Source organism: Roseiflexus sp. (assembly GCF_057785375.1).
Genome location: NZ_JBYNRX010000068.1, coordinates 18,208 through 44,623, shown reverse-complemented (window position 1 = coordinate 44,623; position 26,416 = coordinate 18,208). Strand labels below are relative to the sequence as shown.

General features: G+C 62.0%; 18 protein-coding genes, 1 tRNA gene and 1 pseudogene. 10 read left to right on the top strand and 10 right to left on the bottom strand.

Going from position 1 to position 26,416, the window contains the following annotated elements:
- Nucleotides 1-68 precede the first annotated feature (68 nt).
- From AC3EA7_RS12090 to AC3EA7_RS12060, 7 genes are all read right to left on the bottom strand, one after another.
- On the bottom strand, nucleotides 69-2,873 hold the full coding sequence (locus AC3EA7_RS12090; RefSeq protein WP_488614311.1) for a VWA domain-containing protein: 2,805 nt from the start codon (nucleotides 2,871-2,873) through the stop codon (nucleotides 69-71).
- A 1-nt stretch (nucleotide 2,874) separates the two neighbouring features.
- Nucleotides 2,875-4,809, bottom strand: coding sequence for a VWA domain-containing protein (locus AC3EA7_RS12085; RefSeq protein ID WP_488614310.1), 1,935 nt, complete (start codon nucleotides 4,807-4,809; stop codon nucleotides 2,875-2,877).
- A gap of 13 nt (nucleotides 4,810-4,822) precedes the next feature.
- Nucleotides 4,823-5,713, bottom strand: coding sequence for a DUF58 domain-containing protein (locus AC3EA7_RS12080; protein WP_488614309.1), 891 nt, complete (start codon nucleotides 5,711-5,713; stop codon nucleotides 4,823-4,825).
- A gap of 416 nt (nucleotides 5,714-6,129) precedes the next feature.
- Nucleotides 6,130-7,134, bottom strand: coding sequence for an AAA family ATPase (locus AC3EA7_RS12075; RefSeq protein WP_488614308.1), 1,005 nt, complete (start codon nucleotides 7,132-7,134; stop codon nucleotides 6,130-6,132).
- Nucleotides 7,135-7,146: 12 nt separating this feature from the next.
- A complete protein-coding gene (locus AC3EA7_RS12070) occupies nucleotides 7,147-7,344 on the bottom strand; it encodes a hypothetical protein (protein WP_488614307.1) in 198 nt (65 codons plus the stop codon).
- Between the two features lie 48 nt (nucleotides 7,345-7,392).
- Nucleotides 7,393-9,201: a hypothetical protein gene (locus AC3EA7_RS12065; protein WP_488614306.1), complete on the bottom strand. Its 1,809-nt coding sequence runs from the start codon at nucleotides 9,199-9,201 to the stop codon at nucleotides 7,393-7,395.
- Between the two features lie 11 nt (nucleotides 9,202-9,212).
- Nucleotides 9,213-9,641 carry a zinc-ribbon domain-containing protein gene (locus AC3EA7_RS12060; protein ID WP_488614305.1) on the bottom strand — a complete coding sequence of 143 codons (429 nt, stop codon included), beginning with the start codon at nucleotides 9,639-9,641 and terminating at the stop codon, nucleotides 9,213-9,215.
- 145 nt (nucleotides 9,642-9,786) lie between these two features.
- Between AC3EA7_RS12060 and AC3EA7_RS12055 the strand changes: the two genes are divergently transcribed.
- Nucleotides 9,787-9,862 (top strand) — tRNA-Lys (locus AC3EA7_RS12055).
- A 247-nt stretch (nucleotides 9,863-10,109) separates the two neighbouring features.
- Here the strand turns inward: AC3EA7_RS12055 and AC3EA7_RS12050 are convergent.
- The gene (locus tag AC3EA7_RS12050) at nucleotides 10,110-11,459 is read right to left on the bottom strand and encodes an NAD(P)/FAD-dependent oxidoreductase (RefSeq protein WP_488614304.1); all 1,350 of its coding nucleotides are present in this window, start codon (nucleotides 11,457-11,459) and stop codon (nucleotides 10,110-10,112) included.
- A complete protein-coding gene (locus AC3EA7_RS12045; protein ID WP_488614303.1) occupies nucleotides 11,456-12,721 on the bottom strand; it encodes a DegT/DnrJ/EryC1/StrS family aminotransferase in 1,266 nt (421 codons plus the stop codon). The genes AC3EA7_RS12050 and AC3EA7_RS12045 overlap by 4 nt, the downstream gene beginning before the upstream one ends.
- Before the next feature lie 419 nt (nucleotides 12,722-13,140).
- Between AC3EA7_RS12045 and AC3EA7_RS12040 the strand changes: the two genes are divergently transcribed.
- From AC3EA7_RS12040 to AC3EA7_RS12010, 7 genes and pseudogenes are all read left to right on the top strand, one after another.
- On the top strand, nucleotides 13,141-14,088 hold the full coding sequence (locus tag AC3EA7_RS12040) for a ribose-phosphate diphosphokinase (protein ID WP_488614302.1): 948 nt from the start codon (nucleotides 13,141-13,143) through the stop codon (nucleotides 14,086-14,088).
- A 3-nt stretch (nucleotides 14,089-14,091) separates the two neighbouring features.
- On the top strand, nucleotides 14,092-14,898 hold the full coding sequence (locus tag AC3EA7_RS12035; RefSeq protein WP_488614301.1) for an MBL fold metallo-hydrolase: 807 nt from the start codon (nucleotides 14,092-14,094) through the stop codon (nucleotides 14,896-14,898).
- Nucleotides 14,899-15,277: 379 nt separating this feature from the next.
- Entirely contained in the window at nucleotides 15,278-15,649 is a 372-nt protein-coding gene (gene hypA, locus AC3EA7_RS12030) for a hydrogenase maturation nickel metallochaperone HypA (protein ID WP_488614300.1), read from the top strand.
- An 87-nt stretch (nucleotides 15,650-15,736) separates the two neighbouring features.
- Nucleotides 15,737-16,963, top strand: a complete 1,227-nt coding sequence (locus tag AC3EA7_RS12025; RefSeq protein WP_488614299.1) for a tetratricopeptide repeat protein — start codon at nucleotides 15,737-15,739, stop codon at nucleotides 16,961-16,963.
- Between the two features lie 1,008 nt (nucleotides 16,964-17,971).
- The gene (locus tag AC3EA7_RS12020; RefSeq protein WP_488614298.1) at nucleotides 17,972-18,883 is read left to right on the top strand and encodes a DUF1641 domain-containing protein; all 912 of its coding nucleotides are present in this window, start codon (nucleotides 17,972-17,974) and stop codon (nucleotides 18,881-18,883) included.
- A complete protein-coding gene (hypB, locus tag AC3EA7_RS12015; RefSeq protein WP_488614297.1) occupies nucleotides 18,861-19,556 on the top strand; it encodes a hydrogenase nickel incorporation protein HypB in 696 nt (231 codons plus the stop codon). Before AC3EA7_RS12020 ends, hypB begins: the two co-directional genes overlap by 23 nt.
- Before the next feature lie 43 nt (nucleotides 19,557-19,599).
- Nucleotides 19,600-19,821: pseudogene (locus tag AC3EA7_RS12010) on the top strand (transposase); the annotation flags it as partial.
- A 297-nt stretch (nucleotides 19,822-20,118) separates the two neighbouring features.
- Here AC3EA7_RS12010 and AC3EA7_RS12005 read toward each other — a convergent pair.
- The gene (locus AC3EA7_RS12005; protein ID WP_488614296.1) at nucleotides 20,119-22,431 is read right to left on the bottom strand and encodes a serine/threonine-protein kinase; all 2,313 of its coding nucleotides are present in this window, start codon (nucleotides 22,429-22,431) and stop codon (nucleotides 20,119-20,121) included.
- Between the two features lie 233 nt (nucleotides 22,432-22,664).
- On the opposite strand from AC3EA7_RS12005, the gene AC3EA7_RS12000 reads away from it, so the two are divergent.
- Together AC3EA7_RS12000 and AC3EA7_RS11995 are read left to right on the top strand one after the other, a co-directional pair.
- Nucleotides 22,665-25,634: a PBS lyase gene (locus AC3EA7_RS12000; RefSeq protein WP_488614295.1), complete on the top strand. Its 2,970-nt coding sequence runs from the start codon at nucleotides 22,665-22,667 to the stop codon at nucleotides 25,632-25,634.
- Complete coding sequence (locus AC3EA7_RS11995; protein ID WP_488614294.1) at nucleotides 25,597-26,388, top strand: response regulator; 792 nt, start codon at nucleotides 25,597-25,599, stop codon at nucleotides 26,386-26,388. Before AC3EA7_RS12000 ends, AC3EA7_RS11995 begins: the two co-directional genes overlap by 38 nt.
- The last annotated feature ends 28 nt before the right edge of the window (nucleotides 26,389-26,416 follow it).

Below are 26,416 nucleotides of genomic sequence, written 5' to 3'. Positions count from 1 at the left end.
AACCCCTAACCCCTAACCTCTAACCCCTAACCCCTAACCTCTAACCCCTAACCTCTAACCTCTAACCTCTATTCTTCACCGCGCAGACGCTTTCGCGCCGCTTCTTGCGCAGCACGAAGACGCTCCAATTCGCCGGCGGATGGCGTCATCGGTTCGGCGGGCGGGCGGCTGACGACCGTCTTGCGAGGGGCGGCGCTAGGCGGAGATGGTTGAGATGAAGCAACCGCCGTTTCCGATGCTGCTTGCGGTTCGAGACGCGCGGCGAGCGTGCGCAGACCGATGCGGTGCAACCCAATAGCGATCAGGTTGCGCGGAATAAGAATACGCCTGATCGCAATATCCAGCGGCAGCAGCAGAAGCGCCAGCCAGAGCAGCGACGCCCCTGCCTCGCGCACAACGCCACGTGCATCACGCCCTCGCTCAAAAACCTGATGCGGCTGCGGATCGATCCGTCCGCCGGTGATACGAGCCAACTCTTCCAGCACGCGGTAATCCCCTGCCTGACTGCGATACTCGGCGCTGAGCGGCATCGCAGCGCCGCCGGTTGCCAGTGCGACCGGCGTCCCCTGCCCATCACGCGCAACGATCTGCACCAGGTAGGCGCCAGCCGGCAAACTGTCGAGCGAGGTGCGATACTGGCCCGGACTGACTTCACGGAGCGTGGTTTCAACGATAGCGCCATCAGTGGCGATCAACCAGGCATCAATAAGCAACCCGGTTTGTGGCGCCCCATCGGGCGCGCGCGCCACGGCCTCCACAACCAGCGCGTCGCCGACAGGGTACGTCGCAAGGCTCAGAGCATCGCTGGCAGGTTGCGGCAGAATCCAGGCGAAGAGTTGCGCGCTGAACTGTGGGAACGCATTCCATGCAACCCATTCCTTCGCCCATCGTCCGCTGAGATCGCTCGTCCAGGCAAGGGAACGCCCCAGACCGTACTGCCACGCTGCCAGCGCCACATCGCCGTCGGGCGTAACGAGCGCCACCTGCGCCGTCTCGCGGGGGGTCGTCAGGACATAGCCGTAGAGTTCCGGCAGAGCGTCAATCCCGCGCAGGACGGGATGCGGCGTTCCCCGTTGTGGCGCCAATGCGCCCTCGACAATATATGGCGCAATGATCGTCTGCGCCTCGCCGGTCAACAGATCGGGAATATCGGCGGCGTACTCCGTCAGGAAGGTGCGCCCGCCGCCAACCGCAGCCATATCGCGGATAAATGGCACATGGTCGCCCTGCCCGATGGCAATGGAGGTCAGGGTCACGCCTTCGTCATGCAGTGAGCGCACAATTTCGAGCGCGCCTTCCTGCTGAACGGTATCACTGCCGTCGGTGATCGTGATAATATGGCGCATGGGTTGCTTGCTGGCGCGAGTATACCGCGCCGCCACCACAAGCGCATCGTGGATGTTGATGCCGCTGCCGCCAAGACTCACCTGGTTCAACTGTTCGATCGCAGCATCGCGCTGCGATCCCGGCAGCGGACCGACAATCACGCCAGGGCGATCATCGAAAGGAATGACGGTCAACTCATCTTCATCGCGCAACAGCGCCGCAATCCGCCGTGCGCCTTCGAGCGCCAGCGACAATTTGGGTACGCCATCCTCGGTTGCGGCCATGCTCCCCGAAATGTCGATCACGACGACGACGCTGACCGGCGGCTGGCGCTGACGCTCGGGAATATCCATAGTCACCGGCAGCGCCGCCTCGACCGGCGTATTGCGCCAGCCACCTGGACCGAACGACTGCGGACCACCGACCATCAGCAGACCGCCGCCGAAGTCGCGGACATATGTTGCGATCCGTTGCAGCGCCTCGTCGGAAAACGAAGAGCGGGGAACATTCACCAGCGCAATTGCCTCGTACTGGATCAACTCGCCAAACGTGTCGGGCATGGATGCCGGATTCACAACCGTAGCATCCACCTGCGCAGCGCGCAACGCGCGTTCCAGCGCGGTGACATCGTCGAGCGACTGCGCGACCAGCAGCACCTGCGGTTTGCCCCTGACGAAACTGAAGGTCTCGACGGCATTGTTCTGAGTGCGTGCATCATCGGGAACGTCGAGACGCACCGTATAGCGATTGAAACCGACCAGCGCTTCGGGAAGCAGGATCGCGACGGTTTGCCGCTCAGTCCCGATCTCGACCGGCACTGTCGCAACGACATCTCCTGCCGGACCGGTCACGCTCAGTTGCGCTGCGACGGGCGCAGTGCTCTCCAGATCGACGCGCAACGGCAGGCGCTGCCCTTCGCGCGCCGCCGCCGGCAACGTCACACCGACGATCTGCGCATCCAATCCGTCGGCGCTGCCACTGAGCGGGACCACATCTATTGCGATGCCCTGTGCAGCGGCGCGTTGTGCCAGCTCGCGCGCTGTCCCCCGATTTTCGCCGCCATCGGAGAGGAGCGCCACTCGGCGATGCCCTTCTGCCGGAAGCATCGCCAGTCCAAGTTGCAAGGCATCGGCAATGTTGGTCGCGCCGCCAAAAGGTCGCGCCTGTGGCGCACCGAAAGTGCGTTCCGGGGAAGGCATCCGCTCGACAAGCGCCTCACGTCCAAAGACAATCACGCCTGCCCGATCATCCGGCGGCATCGCCGCCAGCGCCTGCGCGATGAATGCCTCTGCGCGAGCACGTTGCGATGCGGCAACCGAGTCCGATCCATCAAGAAGGAAGATCGTTGTCGTGGTAGCGGGAGGCAGAACGACCTGGACGCCAGCAAGCGCGCCAATGAGCGCCAGCACGATAAGCGTGCGGAACACGAGGCTGAGGCGCCGTCGCCAGGCGCCGGTGCGCGCCGGAGAGAGAAGGGCGATACCCCAAAAGAACGGCAGGAGGCAAACCAGCCAGAGGGCTTCGGGATAGATGAACGAAATGCCCATACTACGCCGCACGGCGACGCGCTGCGAGCGCAAGGCGAATGCGCTGCCGCAGGTATGTCAGACTGTTTCGCTGATACACCAGCCATTCGATAATAACGATCAGGATTGCCACAGCCGCCAGCCAGCGCCAGATTTCCTGCCGCCCTACCTGTTCACGGGTTACTGCCTGTTGCAACCCGCTGACCTGCGGTACACGCAATTCGCTCGCCGGCGCAATGCGCGACTCCTCTGGCATAAACAGATTGATGGCGAAACGACGCTGCTCGACCACCTGATCGCCGCGCACCTGCTCGATGAGGTACGGTCCAAGCGCGTCAGCATCAGCGTAGATCGCCTGTCCGCCCTGAATCTGCGCGGCATCGACGCGACCATCCGGACGAACGACGCGCACGGCGGTGACGGCGGGATCGACCGCCATCACCAGCGGTTGCCCGGGCGCGATTTGCGACGCCTCCAGACCGCTCCCCGGCGCCAGATAGCCGATGATATTCGAGATCAGCAGTGGAAATGCAACCTGAAGCGGGAGATCGGAGTCTTGCAGCGCAAATGCCAGGATGACGATACGACGCCCTTCGCGTTCTCCGGCAAGCAGCATCGGGCTGCCATCTCCCTCGACCAGCGTGCGCGCCCATATGCCTGTTTCGATGCGCATTGCGCGCAGAACGTTCACCTCGCTCACGCTGACATTCCGCAGCAGCGGCGGCGCCTGCCCTTCGATAACGATTGGCGCCGGGCGCAGGAGCGGAAAATCGACGACGCCGGTGACGGAAAAGAGGGAGGTCGAGCGCATTGGAGCGATAAACAGCAGATTGCCGGTCGGCAAGGTATCCGGCACGACACGGTCGAAGATCGTGATCTGAGGCGCAGCATCGCCAGAAACCGTCGTAGTTGTTGTTTTGGTGGCAGTGATGCCGGGCAACAGTGCAAGCGCCGTTTCGAGGAAGCGATTGCCAGGACCGACAATGCGCACTTCAACGCCTGCGCCTGCCGAACTCACTGCCCACGCACGATCATCGGATGGCAGGAAGTCTACATCGGGCGCCGCAGTAAGACGCGCCTCAGCCACGCGCACCTGTGCCGGAATATCGACGATCACGGTCTGAACGGCATCTGCGGCGCCGTCGGAACCAAAATTGAGTTCATAGGCATTGAAGAGTGCGCCATCGAGATAGAGGTCGAGCCGCCGCGAGACCGGCGCCGAGCCATAACTGGTCGCCTGGACGAACAGCGTCTGCCCGGCAGGAGCCGGTTGCAGCGCCATAGCGCTTATAGCGACGTTCTCGGCGCGTTGCCCGACCGGAAAATAGCGCACCGTCGCCGGAACACGAATATCGGCGGGAATTTCGACATTCCCATCGGAAATGATGGCGATCTCGCTATCCGGTTCACGCGCCGAGAGGGCGGTGGCGAGCGCCAGCGCCTGCGACAGATCGCTACGACCGCCAGCATTGAGCGTAATCGAACGAATGGCGTCGTACATCTGGCGGCGATCCGTGGTTGAGGCGGCAAGCACATCCATCTGGCCGCCAATGGCGATGATCGTCGCCCGCCCGCCTTCGGGCAACTGTTCCACCAGTGTCTGCACCTGACGACGCGCCGCTTCGAGACGTGAAGGAGGAACATCCGTCGCCGCCATGCTTGCCGAGCGGTCGATGATAATGATCAGGTTGCGCCCGCTAATGCCGGTCGTGAGGAAGAACGGGCGCGCCAGCGCGATTGCCAGCAGCAGCAGGAGCAGCAACTGCAGGAAGAGCAACCAGTTGCGCTGCAGGCGCTGCCACGGCGCATTTGCCTCCACATCGCGCACCATGCGCTGCCAGAGGAAGGTCGAGGAGACGCGCCGTTCCTCGCGGCGAAGTTTCAGCAGATACATCGCCACGATCAGCGGACCCACGATCAGCGCACTGAGAAGCGCCAGCGGCGTCAGAAACGACATACGCCCCCCATCATTACCGCAACACTCCGCGCTGGCGCAGCATCGTCAGAATGAACTCTTCGACCGGTTGCGCCGTATCGACCTGCACATATGTAATACTGCGACCGTGACAGAAGCGTTCGATCGCTTCCTGCCATTCGCGCAGATGATCCTGATAGCGTTGCAACGTCTCCAGGTCGGCGGTAATCTCGACCGCCTCACCCGTCTCCACGTCCAGCAGGCGAAAATCGCCGTCGAGTTGCGGGCGCAATTCCTGCGGCGCCAGGATGTGGAGCAGAGTGATCTCGAACGGGCGCGATCCGAGTGCGCGAAGTGCATCTTCCCAGCGCGAATCGAGGAGATCGGAGCAGAGGATCAACGGACCCGGATTGATGGCGGTGCGCGCATAGCGTTTACAGGCGTCTGCCAGGTCGCCAGCGCTGCCGGGTTGGAGTCGTTGGAGAAACGCGAAGAGCGGCAACGCACCCGCCTTGCCGCGCACCGCGCGAAGTTGCGCCCCCGCTCCGGCCGCAAACGCCGTCACCGTCACCCGGTCGAGCGTCGAGAGCGCCACGTACCCGAACGCCGCCGCAAGACGACGGGCGTAGGTCAATTTATGCGGATCGCCCCAATCCATCGAGGCGCTGTTATCCACGAGCAGATGGATGGTCAACTCCTCCTCAGCGACGAACAGCTTGAGGAAGAAGCGCTCCATCCGCGCATAGAGGTTCCAGTCAATCTGGCGAATGTCATCGCCACGGACATAGGGGCGAAAATCGGCGAACTCGACCGACGACCCGCGTCGCGGACTGCGCCGCTCACCCTGGATGTCGCCAACCATCGCGCGCCGCGTCAGCAGCGCCAGGCGATCCAGTTTACGCAGAAAAGCGGAGTCAAACAACGATTGTGATGAAGTCGTCGTCACTGCTTCACCTTCGACTCAGTGTTGTTACTGTAACTGTTTGTTCACGCACTTCCTGGGATCGCAGGAGTGATGCATAGCGCCCTGGGGCGGCGGGGTGCCGTGCGTTGGCGCTTGCTGAGGCCATTCCGCCGCCGCTTCTCTTTTTCGGGGGCTGCCCCCGAACCCCCGTTTTGGGTGGCCAGCAGCATCGTTTCCCCCAACCGTGAACACTTATACGAAGGTGCGGTCATTCGTACCATACTGCCGGGACGCTGCGGGCTAAAGCCCTCGCTGAGGCACGTGAAAGCCCCGCCGGGGCTGCTGATGCCAGGGCGCGGTCGCGTCCACGACTGCCGGTGCGCGTTGTGGATCGTTGCGCCGTGAGCGCTGGGCGCGCGAACATCTTGTCTGACTGACCGCAAGTTCGTATTCCATTGTTACTCTGCGCGCACCGACTCGACCACCTGCTTAACGATATCGTCGGGGGAAACCCCTTCCGCCTGCGCCTCAAAGTTCAGAATGACCCGATGGCGCAGCGCGGGCAAGGCAGCCTGGCGCAGGTCGGCGAACGCGACATTGTAGCGCCCGTCGAGCAGCGCCATGATCTTGCCCGCCAGAATGAGCGCCTGCATGCCGCGTGGGCTGGCGCCATACCGCACATACTGCTTCGTCACTGCGGGCGCGTCCTTATCTTCGGGATGGGTGGCGGTAATCAGGCGCGCCGCATAGGACAGGACGTGGCTGGCAATCGGAACCGAACGCGCCAGTTGCTGCATTGCCAGGATCGTCGCAGCATTCGCCACTTTGCGCACCTGCGGCGTGCGCGCGCCGGTCGTGCGGTTGGCGATTTCCACCAGATCGGCGGCGGTTGGGAACGGGATGAGAATCTTGAAGAAGAAGCGGTCGAGCTGCGCTTCGGGCAACGGATAAGTGCCTTCCATTTCGAGCGGGTTCTGCGTCGCCAGCACAAAGAACGGGCTTTCCAGCCGATGGATGGTTTTGGCGACGGTCACCGTATGTTCCTGCATCGCTTCGAGCAGCGCACTCTGCGTTTTCGGCGTTGCGCGGTTAATCTCATCCGCCAGGATGAGGTTCGCAAAGATTGGACCCGGCTCGAACCGGAATGTTTTGCGCCCTGCGTCATCCTCGCTGATGAGAGTCGTACCGACAATATCGGCAGGCATGAGGTCTGGCGTGAACTGGATGCGGCTGAAGGAGCAATCGATCACATCGGCGAGCGTGCGCACCAGGGTTGTCTTCGCCAGACCGGGCACCCCTTCGAGAAGCGCATTTCCCCCTGCAAGCAAGGTGATAACCGCCAGACGGATCAGTTCCCGCTGACCAACGATCACCTGTGCGATTTCGGTCTCGATCGCCAGCGCGCGCTGGCGGAACTCCTCAGGCGACAAGGCATCCTGCCTGATCTCTTCGGCTGCTGTCATACCGCTTCTTTCTCAAAGACTGACCGTTGCAAGATTCCGCATCATCAGACTGATCGACACAACGATCAACGCTACCCACGATACTGCTGTTATGGCAAAGACGAAGGCTACAACGCCAGCAGATGGCTTCATCAGGCGTCCGCCGACGATGATCGCAACGCTGCCAAGCATGACGATCAGCGCAAGCACGCCGGGAAATAGCCACATCATACGAATTCGACACCTCCTAACTCGAACATGGAGCCAGGGAAATCACAATCACGGCTCGAGCCGTGAGAAATAGTCGCGCACATAATCCTTCAGGTGCGGCGGGATGGCGCTTTGATCGAGCGCTTCTCCGGCTGCACGCTGATAGTCCTGCAACACCTGCTGGTACGGAGTCTGAAGCGGACTCACGCTACCCGGCACATTCGTCTGCCCTTGCTGGATCTGCGTCTGCCCGCCTGCGCTTTCCTGCCCCTGAATGCGCTCGACATCGCGCGGCTGGCCGTCGGGTGTAAACGGCTGATATACCAGATCGCTACTGCCGCTGCCAGCGTCAGTTCCGGTTGCAGGGTTCTGCTGATTTCCTTCCAATTGTGCGCCCGACTGCCCTTGCTGCTGCCCTTGCTGCTGTCCCTGCTGCTGCCCTTGTTGCTGCCCTTGCTGCTGTCCTTGCTGCTGTCCCTGCTGCTGCCCTTGCTGCTGTCCCTGCTGCTGCCCTTGTTGCTGCCCTTGCTGCTGCCCTTGCTGCTGTCCCTGCTGCTGCCCTTGTTGCTGCCCTTGCTGCTGCCCTTGCTGCTGTCCCTGCTGCTGCCCTTGTTGCTGCCCCTGCTGCTGTCCCTGCTGCTGTCCCTGCTGTTGTTGCCCTTGTTGCTGCCCTTGCTGCTGTCCCGGTTGTTGCCCTTGCTGCTGTCCCGGTTGTTGTGCTTGCTGTTGCCCCTGCTGCTGTTGCCCGGACTGCGCAATGGACTGGCGTTCTTCCTGAAGCTGGGCTATCGACTGTTGGGCCGTCTGCTGCGCCGCTTGCTGTTGTTGCGCCTGCTGAATGCTCTGTGCCGCCTGTTCGAGCGCCTGCTGCGCCTGCTGAACATTGTTTTGCTGCAAGGCGTCCGCCGCCTGCTGCAACGCCTGTGCAGTCTGCGGTGCACTTTGTTGCAGTTGCTGCGCTTCCTGACGCAGTTGTTCCGCCAGTTGCGCGCGCTCTTCGGGGGTCATGCGCTCGATTTGCTGCGCCAGTTGCTGGAGCGTATCTTCAGCCTGTTCCAGCGTCGGACGGCTGCTCTGTTGTTGACCCTCGCTTGCCTGGAGGTTGCGGGCAAGTTGTTCCAGCGCTGCGCGTTGTGCTTCGACATCCGGCGAAAGGCGCTGCTGCAAACGCGCCTCGGTGGTCGAAAGGTCGGCGAGCGCCTCTTCACGATTGCCCGGATTCTGCTCCAGACGCTGTTGCAATTCCGCCAGTTCGCGATCCAGCGCGGCGCGTTCCTCGGGGCTGAGCGTCTGGTTCTGCGCGATCTCCTGGCGCAGTTGTTCGATCTGCGCCGCCGCCTGCTGCGTCGCCTCACGGATGGCAGCCCGTTCAGCCAGAACCTGGTCTTGCGGATTAGGCGACACCATCAGCGCAACCACAGCAGCGATCAACACCAGCGCGACCATCAGCAACCGGCGATTGATCTCGAGTGGCACCAGGCGCGGTTGAAGAGTTGTGGCAAAGGAATAGGCGTCGCGCTGCTGCAATTCGACCAGCGGCGTCTGTTCAGCGCGCTGACCAAGTTCGAGCGCGGTTGCCAGTCGCTCGCGCGCATCGAGCAACGCATCGATCCGTTGCGCAGCGCGAATCGGCGGCAACGGACGCACCGCCAGATACCCAATGACAATCAGCGCCCACAGCGCCAGCGGCGCCAGGGAAATCCAGAGAAGCCCTGAAATCGGAAACAGGCGACCGGCAATCTGGATAGCCAGCGACAGGACTGCGGCGATCCAGAGCTTGCTGCTGGCAAACCAGAGCGTGTCGCGCAGACGCAAGCGCAGCGCCAGGGGGCGCAACAGTTGCTGAAGGTGATTGACTGTTACGGAAGGCGCTGACATCAGGCCGTCGCCTATTCCTTGACGCGGCGCCAGAACGCGCGTTCACTGACGCGTCGCGTTCCGTTGCCATCGTCGATGAACTCGATCACCCGTTCGCTGATGATCGTCACGACATTCGCCGCTGCGCGCGTTGCCGGCGGTTGTGCTGCGGGTCTCACAGCCTGCAGCGGTGCAGCAGGAAGGTTCACGGGCGCATTCCGCTGTTCGATCCGCCGCGACAGCCAGGAAATGCCGGCTTCCGCCGCCAGTGCGACGGCGCTGATCGCCACTGCGCGCCCGACATCGCGCCAGCGTGCAGGAATGGATGCGCCCAGGCGCGCCAGAGGCTGCGACGGCAATGGCGCCGGAAGCAATCGCTCCAGCGCTGCGCCGCATTTCCCGCAGAAATGATGATCGAGCGGATTCCCGTGACCGCATTGCGAACAAATGCGTTCCACCATCGATTGCTCCTCGTTCCGCTTATGACGCCCCGAAGAAGTATAGCATACTTCATCGCCCTTTGCCGTGATAATGGAATGAGAGGGTTGTGAGATGCAATACCGCATTGATTTGCGCAATTCGCTGTGTTGTGGTATTATTCTGCGTGGGCCTCTAGCTCAATTGGCAGAGCAGTTGACTCTTAATCAATTGGTTCAGGGTTCGAGTCCCTGGAGGCCCACCACGCGCCCCCTCCCACTGCGAGAGTTTTTCGGAAGCGTACTTTCCGCGCCTCCTTGCCGGTTGTTCCCTTCACCCCCGCGCCTCGTTTTCCCGCCAGAGGACGCGGGCATCGGGGCAAGGCAGCATTCCGCCTGCGCCCCAATACTCACAGCGAGCGATGCAACGATGGGCTGACCAGAAAAATCCGCCCTGAGCCGCCCACACCCCCGATAGCGATGCTGCACTGCAACGGCGTCACCGGAGGCGCATCACAACTGCCCGGTATCCGTCCAGGCGTCGAGGCGTGCAGCATAAGCGGGATCATCGTAGCGCGCGGGATGAAACGCCGACGCACAGGCAGGGAGCGTCGTGCCGCTGACATGCGCCGCCAGGATTTCTGCCGCGCCACAGGCTGCCATGATGCCATACCCGGAAAACGCCCCCATCACAAATGAGCCACGCGGTCCCGCCGGTCCGATGAGCGGACGATTCTCGCGGGTTTTGGTATAGTAGCCGCCGTCGATCGACGGGCGCGGCGGACGGTGGACGTAGGCTTCGAGCGCCGGAATGATGCGCGCCAACCCGCGCAGCGTGATATCGAAGAAATACGGCGCCGGCGGCAGCGGGAAGACCTCTTCGACCGGCGCGGCGTCGTATGCCCACAGCGCAATGACCCACGCACTCCCGGCGCCGCCTTCGGGACGGCAATGCGCGCCGGCTGGCAATTCGCCGAGCAACATCCGCGCCTCCGGCTCGTCTGCAAGCATGGTGCGTTCCTCATCAGTCCAGGGAAGCGTCTGCGGATCGGCGCAGATCAGCAGCGGCGCATCGCGCGGAATAACGCCCAGGTAATCCTCGAATGCGGCTTTGAGATGCCGTTCTGAGAAGACCGGCAACTCCACACCGACCATTCGCCCGACGTGTTGGAGGAATGGCCCGGCAGCGTTCACGAACGCGCCTGTGATGACGCGATGACCATCGATGTGCACGGCGGAGACGTGTTGGTTCGTGATCTCAACCGCCTCGACGCGCCCGCGCAGAAAGCGTGCACCGCGACCCCGCGCCCGTTCCAGCAAGGTCATACCGAGTTGTTGGGCGCTCAACCAGCCGCAACGCCGCGTGTGCAACGCAGCAACGGCGGTATCGGCGAGCCAGGAAAAGAACCGGCGGAGCGTTGCCCGGTCGAGGATCAGATCGGCGCCATCAGGCGAACCATCCCATCCATGGACGATGGAGGGTGAATACGTACCGGATTCGGCGTGGACGCGCAGTGGTCCTGCACCCAGCGCCGCCGCATCTTCGCCTGCCTGCCGCAGGAGACCGACCCGCGCCGGATCGGTCGTAACGTAGAGATAGCCGCGCCGGTTGAGCGCAATAGCGTTTTGCGTTTCCCGCGCCAGCGCCTCAAGCATATCGATGCTGCGATTCATCAGCGCCACCATTGCACCGTCGGGACCGGGCCACCAGTTGCGATAGCACTCACTCGACGCATCGCTGGTCAGTGAGAGGGGCGGACGCTCATCGACCAGCAGCGCCGAGGCGCCGCGCGCTGTCAGCGCCTCGGCGGCGGCAACCCCGGCAATGCCGGCGCCACAGATCACAACATCATAGCTGCTCACAGCGCCTCCAGTACCTTGTTCAACGCCGCTGCAACCTCTTCGACCTGCACCTTGCTCAGATCGGGACTGACATCGATATGGAGGGCGCGGCTCAACAGATCGAGTGAGCGCGGGCACATATCGGGCGCATACTCGATTGGGTGTGTTGCCCAGCGCCAGGGACCGCCCTGTTCTGACCAGGTCTTCCGGTTCATGATCGGCGCCCAGTAGCGATAGACGTGGTAATCCTCAACATCGGGGCGATACAACGCCATTGCACCAACGCCCTCGGCGTGCAGCGCATCGACCGCCCAGCGTGTGCGTTCGGCGGATGGAAGCAACAGCACCAACGCCAATCCGGCATCACCTGCCGGATCGTTGAGATGGCGAAGCGCCGAACCAGAAGATATTACACGATTTGCAATGCGTTCGACAATCGCGGCGTGATTGCGCCGCATATCCGCCAGTAATCCTTCCAGTTTGTCCAGTTGCGCCAGCGCAACCGCTGCCTGGAGTTCGCTCATACGAAAATTGACCCCTGGAAGGATCTCGTCGGGCGGAATATGATGGCGATACCCGCCGACCACATCGTGATACATGATGGCGCGCTTGTACAACGCGTGGCTGTTGATCAACAGCACTCCGCCTTCACCCGACGTGATAATCTTGTTGAATTGAAGACTGAAGGCGCCAGCGTCGCCCCACGTCCCGAGACGTTTCCCTTGAAAACTTGCGCCTGCCGCCTGAGCCACATCTTCAATCAACGCTACGCTATGCCGGCGTGCAATCTCGGTCAGCGCATCCGTCCGGCACGGCGATCCACGCATATGCACCGCTGCAATCGCGCGGGTATGCGGCGTTATCTTGCGTTCCACGTCTGCCGGGTCAAGCGTCAGCGACTCATCGATCTCGGCGATCACCGGAACTGCGCCAAGCGCCACTGCCGCCGAGGCGGTCGCAATCCAGGTGTATGCCGGGACGATCACCTCGTCACCCGGTCCGACTCCAAGACCTGCCATAGCGCACATGAGCGCTGCTGTGCCGGATGAGACTGCCAGGGCGTATGCCGCGCCCATATAAGCAGCGAATTCCTGCTCGAACAGGTCAGCCTGCGAGGGACCCGGCGCCGGACCATAGTGGCGGAAGAGGCGTTTGCTGCGCAGAACATTGAGCACTGCCTGTTCCTCTTCTGCGCCAATGCGCAGACCGCCGGGAAACATGGGCGGCAAAGGCGTTTTGATCGCTCGCTCGCCGCCATTGATTGCCAGTCGTGAAGACATCATCGTCCTCCTTGGGTAGGGTTAGGAGTGAGGAGTGAGGAGTGAAGAGTGAGGGGTTGGAGGTGCGATGTTTCCACCTGGAACCTGCAACCTTTGCACCTGCAACCTGTAACCCCTCATCCCCTACCACTTGCCTCTTGCTTCTTACCTCTCGCCACTTGCTTCTTGCCCCTCGTCACGTGCCATACCGCCGAACGACCTGGGCGCGGCGCCGCCGCGCCCCTACCTCCCGCCTGCCACCTTCGCACCTTCCACCTTCCACCTTCCACCGTTCCGCCTCTCGCCTCCGCATGATGCCCCCAAACGCCGCAATGGTCAAGATATGGTGCGAGAGCGCACATCGTGCGGCGCTGCGTGGTATACTCAACATCGTTCCTGCTTACGCAGCGATGGCGGCGACAGATACGGCGGAGGGCAGGCGTATGAGCGCTGATGATATGTTAATCTTTCCCGGCTCAGGAAGTCCGAAGTTGACAAAGAGCATCTGCAATTACCTGGGTGTGACGCCGGGAGAATGTGAAGTGCTGCGCTTTTCCGAGGGCAATCTGTTTGTGCGCATTCTGGAGAACGTCCGCGGGCGACACGTGTACATTGTGCAGTCAACAGCGTTTCCGGCGAACGACAATTTCATGGAACTCCTCTTCTGGATCGACGCGTTCAAGCGCGCAAGCGCCGCATCGGTGACGGCCGTGGTGCCCTTTTTCAGTTACGCCAAGGGAGACAAAAAAGACGAACCGCGCGTCTCGATCCGCGCGCGGGTGTGCGCCGACGCTATCGAAGCAGCCGGCGCCGATCGAATCGTCGTCATGGACCTGCACGCACCGCAGATCCAGGGGTTTTTCAAGATCCCCGTCGACGATCTCTATGCTCTGCCAGTGCTCTGCGATCGGGTCAAACAGATGAATCTGGACAATCTGATCGTTGTTGCGCCCGATAGCGGTTTTGCCAAGAAAGCGCGGAAGTACGCGCGGTATCTCGGCGTCTCCATGGCGGTGGGCGACAAAGAGCGTGTTGCGCACGACGAGCACGCGCACATTGTTGAGATTATCGGCGATGTGGAGGGCAAAACGGCGCTGATCGTCGATGATTTCACCATTTCGGGGGGAACGCTCGTCGAGGTTGCCGGGCAACTGCTGGTGCGCGGCGCGAAGGAGGTGTACGCCGCCGTTACCCACGGCGTCTTTGCCAGAGGAGCGATGGAGCGGCTGGCGGACAGCCCGATCCGGCGGTTGTTCGTGACGGACACGGTCGAGACGCAACCCATTACGCTCACCCCACAGATCGAAGTCGTGTCGGTGGCGCCGCTGTTTGGTGAGGCGATCCGGCGCATTCACAACCGTGAAAGCATCAGTGTCCTGTTTCCGCGATAGCCTATGACGCTCACTGTCACCTCCTTTGCTTCCGGCAGCAGCGGCAATGCCCTGCTCGTGCGCTCCGGCGAGGCGGCGCTGCTGGTCGATTGCGGGTTGCCGTTGCGCACCCTCGAGCCGGCGCTGGCGCGCGTTGATGTCCATCCTGCGCAGTTGGGCGCCATTCTGCTTACCCACGAGCATGGCGATCACGCTCTGTCCGCCGGTCTGCTGGCGCGACGCTACGGCATTCCAGTTGTCGCCAACCAACCAACGCTGGCGGCTATCGAGCAAGACCTGTCGGGCGTACTAGTACAGGAACTGGCGACCGGCGCCGCCGCCACGATTGCCGGTTTCGACGTGCGCAGTTTCCCGGTGCCGCATGATGCCGCCGAGCCGGTGGGATACACCATCAGCGCAGGGCGATGGTGCGTCGGCATCGCAACTGACCTGGGGCACTGGAATGACACGATTGTGGAAGGACTGACCCCGGCCGATCTGGTGGTCATCGAAGCAAACCACGATCAGGAGAAATTGTGGCGTGCGCCGTATGTGGAAGTCGTCAAACATCGCATCTACAGTCCAACCGGGCATCTGGACAATATCGCCGCCGGACGCCTGCTTGCCCGTCTCGGCGCCGGCGGGCGACGGCGCAGCGCCTGGTTGGCGCACCTTTCACGTGAAGCCAATACGCCACAGATCGCCGAGCAGGCGGTGCGCGGCGTACTGGCGCTTGCAGGGGTGCAGTACGTCAGTGTCGTCGCACTGCCGCGCCGCGCGCCGATCCACTGGTCAAGCGACATGCACGGCGAGCAGTTGGTCCTCTTGTAGGACGATCAATCTAAATCCGGACAAACACACTTGCACCTGTGAAGCGGTTGGCGTTGGCTTCGACAGGCTCAGCCAACGCTGGTCACGGTCGATCTTCCTATTAGACTGAAAACGCCTACCTTTTGTTCAGATTGTGTCCATGATCGCGCCGCATCAGCATGCAATCCAGCCGTTTCGTTATCATATACTCTCTCTTAGTTGCGATTTGTTAACCGGCGCACACTTCAGCGGTTTACTATAATAACCTCAAGCAAATCTCCATATTTTGCACCGTGAGTTCTGCCGCACCGATCTGCGCCAGGGAGTCAGAGCAGCCGACATCAGCGTTGACAGACGTTTGTCTGCCTGGATTCGTGCGCCTTACAACCGGCGCCAGCGTATGCATGAATTATCGATTGCTCACAGTCTGGTAGAGATTGCCGAAGAAGCGGCGACGAAGGCGGGCGTCACACGGGTGACAGCAGTACATCTTCGGCTGGGAGTTCTGTCGGGCGTGGTGCGCGATGCGCTCTTGTTCGGCTTTGATGTCGCCACTGCCGGCACACGACTAGAAGGAGCGCGGTTGGAGATCGAAGATGTGCCATTACAGGTGTATTGCGCCGACTGCGAAGCAGTGGTGGCGCTGCCTGATCCGCAACGGTTCCGCTGCCCGCGTTGTGGCGCCCCGTGCGGACGCATCGTGACAGGACAGGAGATCGAACTAACGGCGCTGGAATATGAAGAGAACGCGCCGGAAACCACAGCGTCGTGACGATCTGGCGCTGGCATTATCGCGAAAGACAACGGCGCCCGTAGCGATAGAGCCGACTGATACGGGATCCTTCCCGAAGGAGGCGTTATGGCGCATCTATCGCTTCGCCCACAACCGCTCGGCATCTTTCCCGCACCGACGGGATATCTGGTGATCCCGCCTGTTGCTGGCGCCGAAGAGGTCTGCGCTGCTCTGCTCGCAGGGCAAACTCCAGAACGAACGCCCGATGCGCTTCGCTTCTACACCCTGGCGCTGGCGAATGATCGCGAGAGCGCCTGGCGCGCGCTGGCGCGTGATTCCTCACCGGAAGCGCACTACAATCGTTTCGTGCTGCACAGCGACCCGGACTCCTATCTGCGTTTGCGCCAGCGGTTGCACGGCGATCTGGTCGCTCTGCTTGATCTGGTCGCGTATATGGCGGGCTTGCGCGACTCGCCGCCTGCGGCGGATACGCTGAGCGGTGAAATCGCGGCGTGCGTCCTCCCGGCGCATGCCGCGGATGCGCTTGCCCGCCGTCAGTACGACGCCGCCATCGCGGCGCTCCAACGAGCGATCGAAGAAGTCCGGCACATTTCGCCGTTGTTTGCTGCACAGCTGCTTGATCGTCTGGCAACGATCTATACAAATGTCGGTCAGGCGTCAGCAGCATTACAGGCGCTGCGCGATGCAGTGCGCCTGACCGGCAGGAGTCGCCGTCTCGATCTGCGCGCGTATCTGGCGTTGCGACTGGGCATGCTGTACCAGGACCTTGCCAACGGGCAGCGCACCTTGTTAGTCGAGGCGAACGAGTGGTTCCAGGAAGCGCTGCGTTGTTGCTCCATCGAGCGCACGCCCGATCTCTACGCGCTGGCGCATTACCGCCTGGCGCTGACGATCCTGACACTCGCGCCTGCCGGCAATGGCGATCAGATATTGCGCGAACGGGCCATCCAGTCGTTGCGGGAGTCGCTCCGGGTCTACACCTGCGATACGCACTACGAGCAGTGGCTCAATGCGCAGGTCACTCTTGCCAATGCGCTGCGCATTTCGTCCAATGCCTCCCCTACCGATCATCTGCTCGAAGCCGTGCGATTGTATGACGAGGTGTTGGCAAGCCGCGATCAGGAGAGCGACCCGCTCTGGTATGGACGGGTGCTGGCGAACCAGGGGAATGCGCTGTTTCACCTTGGCGACGCTGCCCGCGCCCGCGACCATCTGATCCGTGCACGTGCGATCTTCCTTGCCCACCGCGACTATGGCGCTGCGGCGCTGCTCGATGAGGCGCTGGTCGAGATTGACAGCCAGGGGTTAGGGGTTAGGAATCCCTGGGCGTGACCGTCACCTCACCTGCACTCGGGTGGTGCGCCAGCGCCGTCTTGCTGCGGAAGACCCCTGCCCGCCGCCCGCCGCCGGTTGGTGACGGTCACATCTGAAGCGCCCCCCGCCCACTGCCATCCTCTGTGCGGGACCGTCACCCTGCCTGTACTCCAATGTTGCGCCAGCGCCGTCTTGCTGCGGAAGACCCCTGCCCGCCGCCCGCCGCCGGTTGGTGACGGTCACCCTGTTCAGGTCACCGCACCACCAGCGGCAGCGCCACGTTCGTCAACGCCACATCGTAGGCGAAGACAGCAACGAACCCGTTTGTGTCATTCTCCACAAGAACCGATCAGAACAAACAGAAGTGCGCTGAGCATCAGACTCAGTGACGCAACGCGCAGATGAACAGGTATGATGATGCATTCCCTCTTCTTGTAATGGCAATGGTGCGTCAGTTGATTGAACATGGTGCGAAACCGAGCACAACGCCTCACAATCGGAAGAGAAAGAAAAGGGATTGTGCTTATGTTGGGGTGGTGCGTGTATACAGTGGGAATGAGCAATGAGCATAGAATGTTGCAAAGGATGCAGCAGAGTTGTGAGCAGCAGCAGTCATACTGCGCAGACGAGACGTGTATCAAGAGGGGCGCGTTTTTTACCACCCGCCACGGGCAGTCGCGCTAGCGGCGTGGGCGCGCCAGCGGCGCGCCCCTGCCACGTCCGTTTGCCACGGGCGGCGTGCATCACACGGGCGGTCGCGTCCCTACCTTCAACGTTCCCACCTTCAACCTGCAACCTCTCCTGCCCTGGTTGTCACTTTTTCGCTGTAGGTGAAGAGACATTAACTGTTATTTTGTGCACAGTATCACTATGATCGGAGCTAGAACTTTTTCTCCGCGAAATCGAAGTTGCCGCAGCAACGCTTCGCATTGATCGCACATCGTTTGCTGTGTTGCTCTTTCGACCCTTCCACGCTGGCGTGCGTCAGCGTCTGTAATCATAGAGTGCAAGTCAAGGGGGAGCGCCATGACCTCCACGCTCGATGGTCATCACCGCAATGGCGCACAGCGCGCCGGGGTCGAGCAGTTGCTTGATCGTCTGAACGAGCCGCGAACGCTCGAGGCGCTGAATCGCCTCCTCGATCACGCCGAGTTGCTGGCATTTTCGGCGGCATCGCTCGATGGTCTGGTGCGCCGGAGCGAGGTGATCGTCGAAAATGTGACATCAACTGTCGCTGAGGTGCGCGAGACGCTGCCAGCGGCGCCGGAGATCGACACGGCTTCACTGACGCGCCTGCTTCACGATCTTCCCCGTCTGATCGAGTTGATCAACCGCCTCACAGCACTGACAACGACCCCGGAGTTTGAGGCGCTCCTGAACCTGCTCGGCAACCCGACGACCATGACCGCGCTCCAGCGCCTGTTGCAGCACGCCGAATTGCTTGCCTACCTGATGGAGGCGCTCGATGCGCTCATTCGCCGTAGCGACACGATCGTGGACAGCGTCAATGTGCTGCTGCGCGACATTGCCGCCGGTACGCCGGGCGCCAGCGACAGCCTGCTGACCCTGGTCGAAATGCTCCACCGCCACCGCGACTATGTGCCGCGCCTGATCGCCGTTGTGCCGCAGTTCACCGAACTGGTGGAGCAGATCGGTCCGTTTGTCGCCTCCGAAGAGTTCCGCACCCTGCTCACTTCTGGCGTCTTCGATCCCGATACGGTCACACTGGTCGGGCGCGCTGGCGATGCGTTCGTCGCAACCTACAATGAGGATCGTCAGGTGCAGCGGCGGTTGGGACCGGTTGGTCTCGTCCGTGCGCTCTACGATCCGGATGTTCAGCGGGTCGCCGCGTTGCTGGTCGATTTCGCCCGGCGCTTCGGAAGGACGCTGAATGGCAATGGAAAGGGAAGTGTCAATGGCAACGCCACGACTCCTTGAGATTCGCCAGGGGGTGCTCAGCAAGAACGACCGCCTGGCGGCTGAGTTGCGGAGCCGCTTTACTGCAGCCGGCGTCTTCGTGGTCAACCTGCTCTCTAGCCCTGGCGCCGGCAAGACCCGGCTGCTCGAGGAAACCATGCGCCTCATGCAGCAGCGCAACCTGCGGGTGGCGGCGCTCGTCGGCGATCTGGCGACCGACAACGACGCGCAGCGCCTGGCGCGCAGCGGCGCGCCGGTGCGCCAGATCCAGACCGGAGATATGTGTCACCTGGAAGCGCACCTGATCGAACGCTACCTGGAAGACTGGAGTTTGAACGATTTCGATGTGCTGTTTATCGAAAATGTCGGCAACCTCGTCTGCCCGACAGGGTACGACCTTGGTGAGGCGGCGCGCGCTGTATTGCTGTCGGTGACCGAGGGCGAGGATAAGCCGTTGAAATATCCTGGCGCATTCGTGTCGGCGGATTGCGTCGTGGTCACCAAGGTCGATCTGGCAGAGGCGGTGGAGTTCGACGTGCGCGCAGCCGAAACGAACATCGTCTCGGTCCACCCTGGCGTGCCGGTGCTGTACACGTCGGCGCGCACCGGCGCCGGGCTGGACGCCTGGATCGCCTGGCTCGACGCACGACGACATGCAATGGCGGCGGCGGTGGAAGCCTCCTCTTCTGGCTAGAGCCTGTTATGCACTTCAGAGATAAACGTGGTATAACTTCAGTATGACACGTAAACCCTATCCAAGCGATGTGAGCGACGAGGAGCGGGCCTTCGTCGCTCCCTCCCTGACCTTAATAACCGAAGACGCCCCGCAGCGCAACTGCTCGCTGCGCGAGGTCTTTAACGGATTACGCTGGATCGTCCGCGCGGGGGCGCCCTGGCGCATGATGCCCAACGCTCCGCCGCCGTGGTACACCGTCTATCAGCAAACACAGCGCTGGCTGAAGGCCGGGGTCGTTGCAACGCTCGTCCATGATCTGCGCGCGCCGGCTATGACGGGCATAAACGCCGCAAGGGCAGCAAGGTCCACGTGGCTGAAGCGGTTCATTACCGTTATGCTCGAAAGTACATAACAGGCTCTAGGAACGCAGGCGTTGCGCCCGCACACGAGCAACCCCTGGAGCGCGAGCGTCTCGTCCGCACACCGGGGAAGCCCTGGGAGCGCGGGCGTCGCGCCCGCACGCTGCTGGGAGCGCGAGCGTCGCGCCCGCCACGCTATTCCTGAGGGTGAATAGTAACCGTTACTTCTGTGCTCTCCAGGTGGCATTCGCGCAGGGTACGCCATCAAGTTGTGCAGTCAGCACTCCATTTGCCAGCGTCGTCGACACAAACGTCCCGCTGACGCTGATCGTATGGTTTGGGTTGCCGCCGGTAATAGGATTGAAAACGCTGCCGCCCAACGCAAAGGTATTGCCGTTGATACGAATGCCGTTCGGAAAGTTCGGATACGTTTCAAACGGACACGACGGACCATCAACCGACACGCGATAGATGGCGCCGTTGCGCACCTCGATCTCGAAGCGTCCTGGTGGATAATTGCCCGTTGTTGTCTCGCCAGCGTTGGTGCCGCGCCATATGCCGTCATACAGGCTGGATTCCGGCGTTGGCGTCGGCGGCTCAGGCGTCGGCGTCGGTATGTCGGTCGGCACTGCAAGGTCCTGGCGGGCAGTGAAATCGACAAAGAATATCTCACCTGGCTGCCCGCTCAGACGAACCCGCACTTGATGACCGGCCTGTTCTGCCGGCAGGGTGGGTTTATTGTGGACCGCATACACGGCAATGCCCCACTCACCTTCGCCAAGCCCGCAGATGCGGTAGTTGCCGGTGTCGTAGAAATGTTTCGCCGGAATCGTCCTGCCACGATTGTCCACCTGCACATAGAAACTCTGGAACAGACCGCCATTGGCCTGGATCACGCGCCCCTGGATGCACGATCCGCCCTCGCTGTTCGCCGGATCGATCGTCCCGCGTCTGGCAGCGCCGCGAAACAGATCGCCGCTGCCGCCAATGCCGATCACGACGCCGGTCGGACCGGCAGGGGCGGTTGTGGGACCGGAAGGAATCGGTGTAGGCGCCTGCGTTGGCTGATTTGGATCGGGCGTACTGGTTGGACGCGGCGTATTCGTCGGTCGAGGAGTGTTCGTTGGGCGCGGCGTATCAGTTGGAGCGAGCGTATCGGTCGGCGCCGGCGTCTCCGTTGGCGGCAGCGCGGTTGGCGAGGGCTGGAGCGCAATCGCCGTCTGCGTGTTGGCGCTGTCGACCTGATTAACAATCGCGCGCGCAGTGGCGACTTCCGCCGTGCGCCGTTCCGCTTCGGCTGTTTGCAGCACCACTGCGGTCTGCAACAGTTGCTCATTGTCCAGCGGCGCAGCGGTTGGCAGCAGCGTCATTGTGGGCAGGTTGGTTGTATCGACGGCTATAGCGCCGCCGGGGGTCACCTGTGCCGGCGGTTGAGACCTACTGCCGCCAAAGGCGAAAAAGCCACCGATTGCCGCCAATGCCAGAACCGCAACGCCCAGCAGAGGCCGCAGCCAGCCGGGACGGGCAGCAGGCGCAGTTTGTGCAGCAGCAGGCTGATTTTGCGTGGTGCTTGTCACCGCTCGCGGCGCGGACCCTGGTGGCATTGCGGCAGCATCGATATACGCCGCCTGTTGGCGTGTGGCATCCGCAAGGCGCACGACGGTTGGCGGCGGTTCATCGAGCAGCACCGTCGCAGCAGCGCCGCCGCGAGCCGCATCGCGCAACGCTGCGCGCATGTCGCTCGCCGACTGATAACGCTGGTCGGGTCGCTGTGCCATGGCACGCATCAGAACAATTGCCGTTGCGGGATTGACGGCGGGATTCTGCTGATTGGCAGGAACAAGCGGATCCGGTTTGTCGTTGATGACGGCGGCAGCACGGGTAAGCGCGTCCGGCGGCGGTGCGCCGGTCAACAGATGATACAGCGTCGCCCCAAGCGAATAGAGGTCGCTGCGCGGATCGGTGCCTGTGCCCTTGATCTGCTCAAGCGGCGCGTAGTGCGGCGTATACCCGAAGATGCTGGCAGTTGACGCCGAGCGGGTCATTGCAGCGGCGGCGCCCTTTGCCAGCCCGAAATCGAGCAGAATGATCTCGCCGCGATTGGTGAGTTTCAAATTTTGCGGCTTGATGTCGCGGTGGATGATAGGCGGCGTATGGTCATGGAGATATTCCAACGCATCAAGGAGCGTATCCGCCCAGCGCAGCACATCAGCAACCGGGAAGGGACCTTCGTTTTTGGTCAGAAGCGTACCCAGATCATCGCCTGGAATGAACTCCATCACGAGAAACTGCCCATCGTTTTCGACGAAGTGGTCGCTGACTTTTGGTAACGCCGCATGGCGCAACCCGGCGAGCAATTGCGCTTCACGCTCGAACGCCCGCCGTAGCGCGTCGCCGGAGACCAGTGTCTGTTTCAGTGCAACAATGGCGTGCAGGCGCAGATCCATCGCCTTGTACACTGCACCCATGCCGCCGCGCCCAATTGGCTCGATAATCTGATAACGTCCTTGCAAGATGTGGTTGGCTTCTAGCATGGCAGACACCTCTCCGGCACGTGATCGATGGTGTGCACACGTGTGCAACAGTCGCCTGCTGCCTGCCTAAGTATAGCATGGCGTAACAACCGGCTGATTTCCAGATCGATGACATTCTTGTTAGGGATCGCACACGGTTTCTCGTGAACTGAATGTAATGTTCGCAGGCTTATCGTACATATCAAAACGGCGTATAACCAGAGTGGTAGAACAGCAGTCTCAGGACGCCTTTTATGATAACGATCGATCCGCTGCGCTGGTTGAAACGGCATCGCCCTCCACCAGCAGCCCCCGCACCGTCGCGCGAAGACGCGCTTTCCGATCTTGTGCACGAGATTGCCTCGACGAACCATCTTGCGATGCTCGATAATCTGCCGGCGCCAGATCGCATGACTGTGGCAATCCGTCTGGCAGTGCGCGCCGATAATCCGCACGCATTGGTACGTTTTTTGTGGCAACGCGCTGCTGTTGCGCCGGAGTATCTGCTTACCCTCGTCGCATGCTTGAAGGTGATCGATGATGTTGGCGCGCTCTGGATCATTCGCGCGACCACGGCGCTGGCGGAAGGTCGCGCCGGCGATCTCGCCGCCGGTCCGGTCCTTCAGGCGTTACTCGATTGCCTGCCACTGCTCGATACGGCGCTTGACCAGATTGTGCAGCGCAAACGCGCGCCAATCCGCATGTTGCGTCGTCTCTTCCACGCGCTGACGCCAGAACTGGCGGCGCCGCGATTGATGCGGCTGGCATTCGATGAGGCAACACCTGCAACGCTGGCATGGTCCGCGACAGATTGGCTAACGGAATGTCTCTCCGATGCTGGAACATTGCCCGATCCACCAACCACTCCCGCAGCATTTGCGCGCTGGATGTACGTTGATGCGCTGCGCAGCGCGGCTGGCATACAGAGAGCTGACGCAGCGGCGCTGGCATCGTTTTCCGCTTCCGCTGCCGGCGCCAAACGCTGCGAACGTCTCGGGCGCGTGGTGCTGACGAACCCGGCACTCCCACCAGAGATGCGACTGGCTGCTGTTGATCTCTTGATGCAGCAGGAGTCGCCCCCGTGGACAGTGATTGCCACTGTCTGCGCCGATGAGAGTGAGGCGGTGCGGCGAGGGGCGCTGGCGCGGATCGGGTCGTCTTCGGCGCGGGAAGCGATAGCCAACCTGGTTCGCCTGGCGCTCCACAGCGATACACCGGTGGATGTGCGCCTTATGGCAGTGATGCGTCTGAGCGCCGAGACGCAGTGGGATGTGGCGCCGGTTCTGCAGCGTTGTGCGCTCGATCCATCGCTGCCATTCGTGGGACGACTGCGCGCGGCGGCGGCGCTAGGGCGGCGTTCCGCCAATCTGCCGCGTCTTCTGGCGCTCATGCGCGACCCGCAGGCACACGTCGAGGTGCGCGCCGCCGCCGCGCGCGCAGCGGCGTTTCCTTCTGCTGCGCCTCATTTGATTCGCCTCCTCCTCGATCCTTCAACACCATCACCGGTGATGACAGCCATTGTCGATGCGCTGGCGACGCCCGCCTGCCGCGCTGCGGCTCGTATCGCGCGTCCTGCGCTTATCCGTTTGCTCACCGTCGTTCGCGCCGATGTGTCATTGATACTGGCGCTCATCAGGGTGCTGGGCGCTCTCAGCGGCGATGAAACGGTGCCGACGCTGGGATTGCTGGCAGGAACGGGAGCGCTGAACCGGCTCCAGAGCGCGGTCCCGCCGGATGCGCTCGATCTGCCGGTCGCAACTTGCCTGGAACGCTCTCTTCTTCCGCTGCCGATAATGGCGCGCCTGTTGGTCGCCCTGGCAACTGCGCCGACAGAGGCGGAGCAACCGACGACGCTGGCGCAGTTTCTGAGGCGCGAAGCGGATCTGGTGCGCTGTGCTGCAATCGAAGCCCTGACCGTGAATGACAGCGTCAGGGCGCGCGAGGCAATCCTGGCTGCGCTACGCCATCCCGCGTCTCCCACCGTTGCGGCAGCGCTGGCTGAAGCGCTCGATCTGCGCGGCAGCCTTCAGGATATGCTTCAGGTCGTTCTGGATTCCGATCTCGACGCAACACTGCACTGGCATGTCGCTGATCGGCTGGCGCGATGTGTGGACGGACCAACGCTGATCCGCGAGGCATGGGCGCGATCAGACCTCGATATGCTTGGGCGCGAGTTGATCATCGATACACTGGCGCACCATGATGCGGCGGCATCTGCACCGTTCTTCATGCGGCTGGCGAACGACTCTGGAGTATTGCCAATCTTCCGCGAACGTGCACTGGCAGCGCTCGAAGGAGTGGCGGATGGATCACTCGAAGAGCCGCTGGTGCGCCTGGTCAATGACCCATATCTCGACCCCAGGTTGCGCGGTCTAGCAGCGGCAAGTCTGCCGACGCCGCTCAGCGCTGCAACATGCAGCATGCTGCGCGATCTCGTGCGAACCGATTCGCCGCCAGCGCCGCTGCTCATTGGCGTGATGCAGGCGCTTGGTCGCACGCGCGACACTGCTGCACTACCGGTCTTAATGCGTTATAGCCTCGATCAACGTTCGGAGATTGCTCAGACAGCGGTCGCAGCCCTCGCAGCGATCGGCGATGGCGCCATCAGTCCGATGCTGGTGCGTGTGGCGCTGAGTCCTCAAACCGACGCCGCCGTCAAACTTGTCGCCATCGAGTCATTGTTGCGACTTGGCGAACCAGATGCGGCGCGCCTGTTGCGCCCATATTTGCGTAATCGTTCGATCATATTTCAAATGCGTGCATTTCGTTTGCTGGCAGACGCCAGACAGATCGATGATGAAGCGGAACGGCTAGCGCGTGATCGGCTCTGCCCGACGCCACTGCGTCTGTGTGCGCTCGAATACCTGCCGCGCAGTCCATCTGCCGGGGCGCTGCTCGCAACCCTGTTGCGCGACACCGGTGAGGATCCGGCGGTTCGCGCCGCTGCTGCTGCGCGACTGCCCCCGCACGAGCATGGCGCAACATTGGCTGAGGTAGCGCTCGATACAACCGCGCCGATTACCGTGCGCAACACGTGTATTGCCGGTCTTGGCGTCAGTGGTGAAATTGATGCATTGCTGACACTCACTGCCCTCACTGAACGCGATTGCGATCCTGCCGCGCGCGAACGAGCACGGATCGAACTCTGGTCTTTGGCAATGCAATTGTTGAGTGATAGAGCATCTGATGAACACCATACGCGCCACTATCATGGTCGTCGATGACGACCCTGCGATCAGCACGCTGATCAGCCAACAGCTTCGGAGCCTTGGGTATCGCACGGTCTGTTTGCACGACGGACTTCAGGCGCTCCAGCAGCTGGCGATTGTCCAACCGGACCTGGTGCTGCTCGATGTCATGATGCCGCATATGAGCGGTTGGGACATATGCCGCCAGATTCGCGCCTGTTCCCAGGCGCCGATCATCCTTCTGACCGCCAAAGATGCGGATGCCGACGTGATCAACGGATTGAATGCAGGAGCGGATGACTACGTTACCAAACCTTACCGGATTGCACAGTTGCATGCGCGTATCGAGGCGGCGCTGCGCCGATCGTCGCAGCAGATGCGACCACATCCTGCCACGCATGCCGTGCCCGCATCCGACAGCCGCCGTCCGTCTTCGCCGTCGCCAGCAGCCCGGCAGACGCCTGATGCGGCGACGGCGAATCCGCCGGTGACGCATCCTCGTCTTCGCCTTGGCGCAACGCTGTGCGAGGAGCGATTGCGGCGAGGAGTGTCGCTCTATCAGGCGGAACAGGTCTGCCATGTGCGCTGGGACTACCTGCAGGCAATTGAACAGGAGCAGTGGGAGTATGTTCCTCGATCGCGTCGGCTGCCCGCCGTTCGCGCCTATGCCGCGTATCTTGGCGTTCCTCTGCGCTCCCCTCAGTCGAAGCGTCCGTCGTTTGCCTCGGTTGCTGCGCCACTGGCAGCGGTCGCGTTGATGCTGGTGGTGGTCGTCATCTATTTCTTCTAGAAGAATTCAGCAGATGTGGTATACTGAA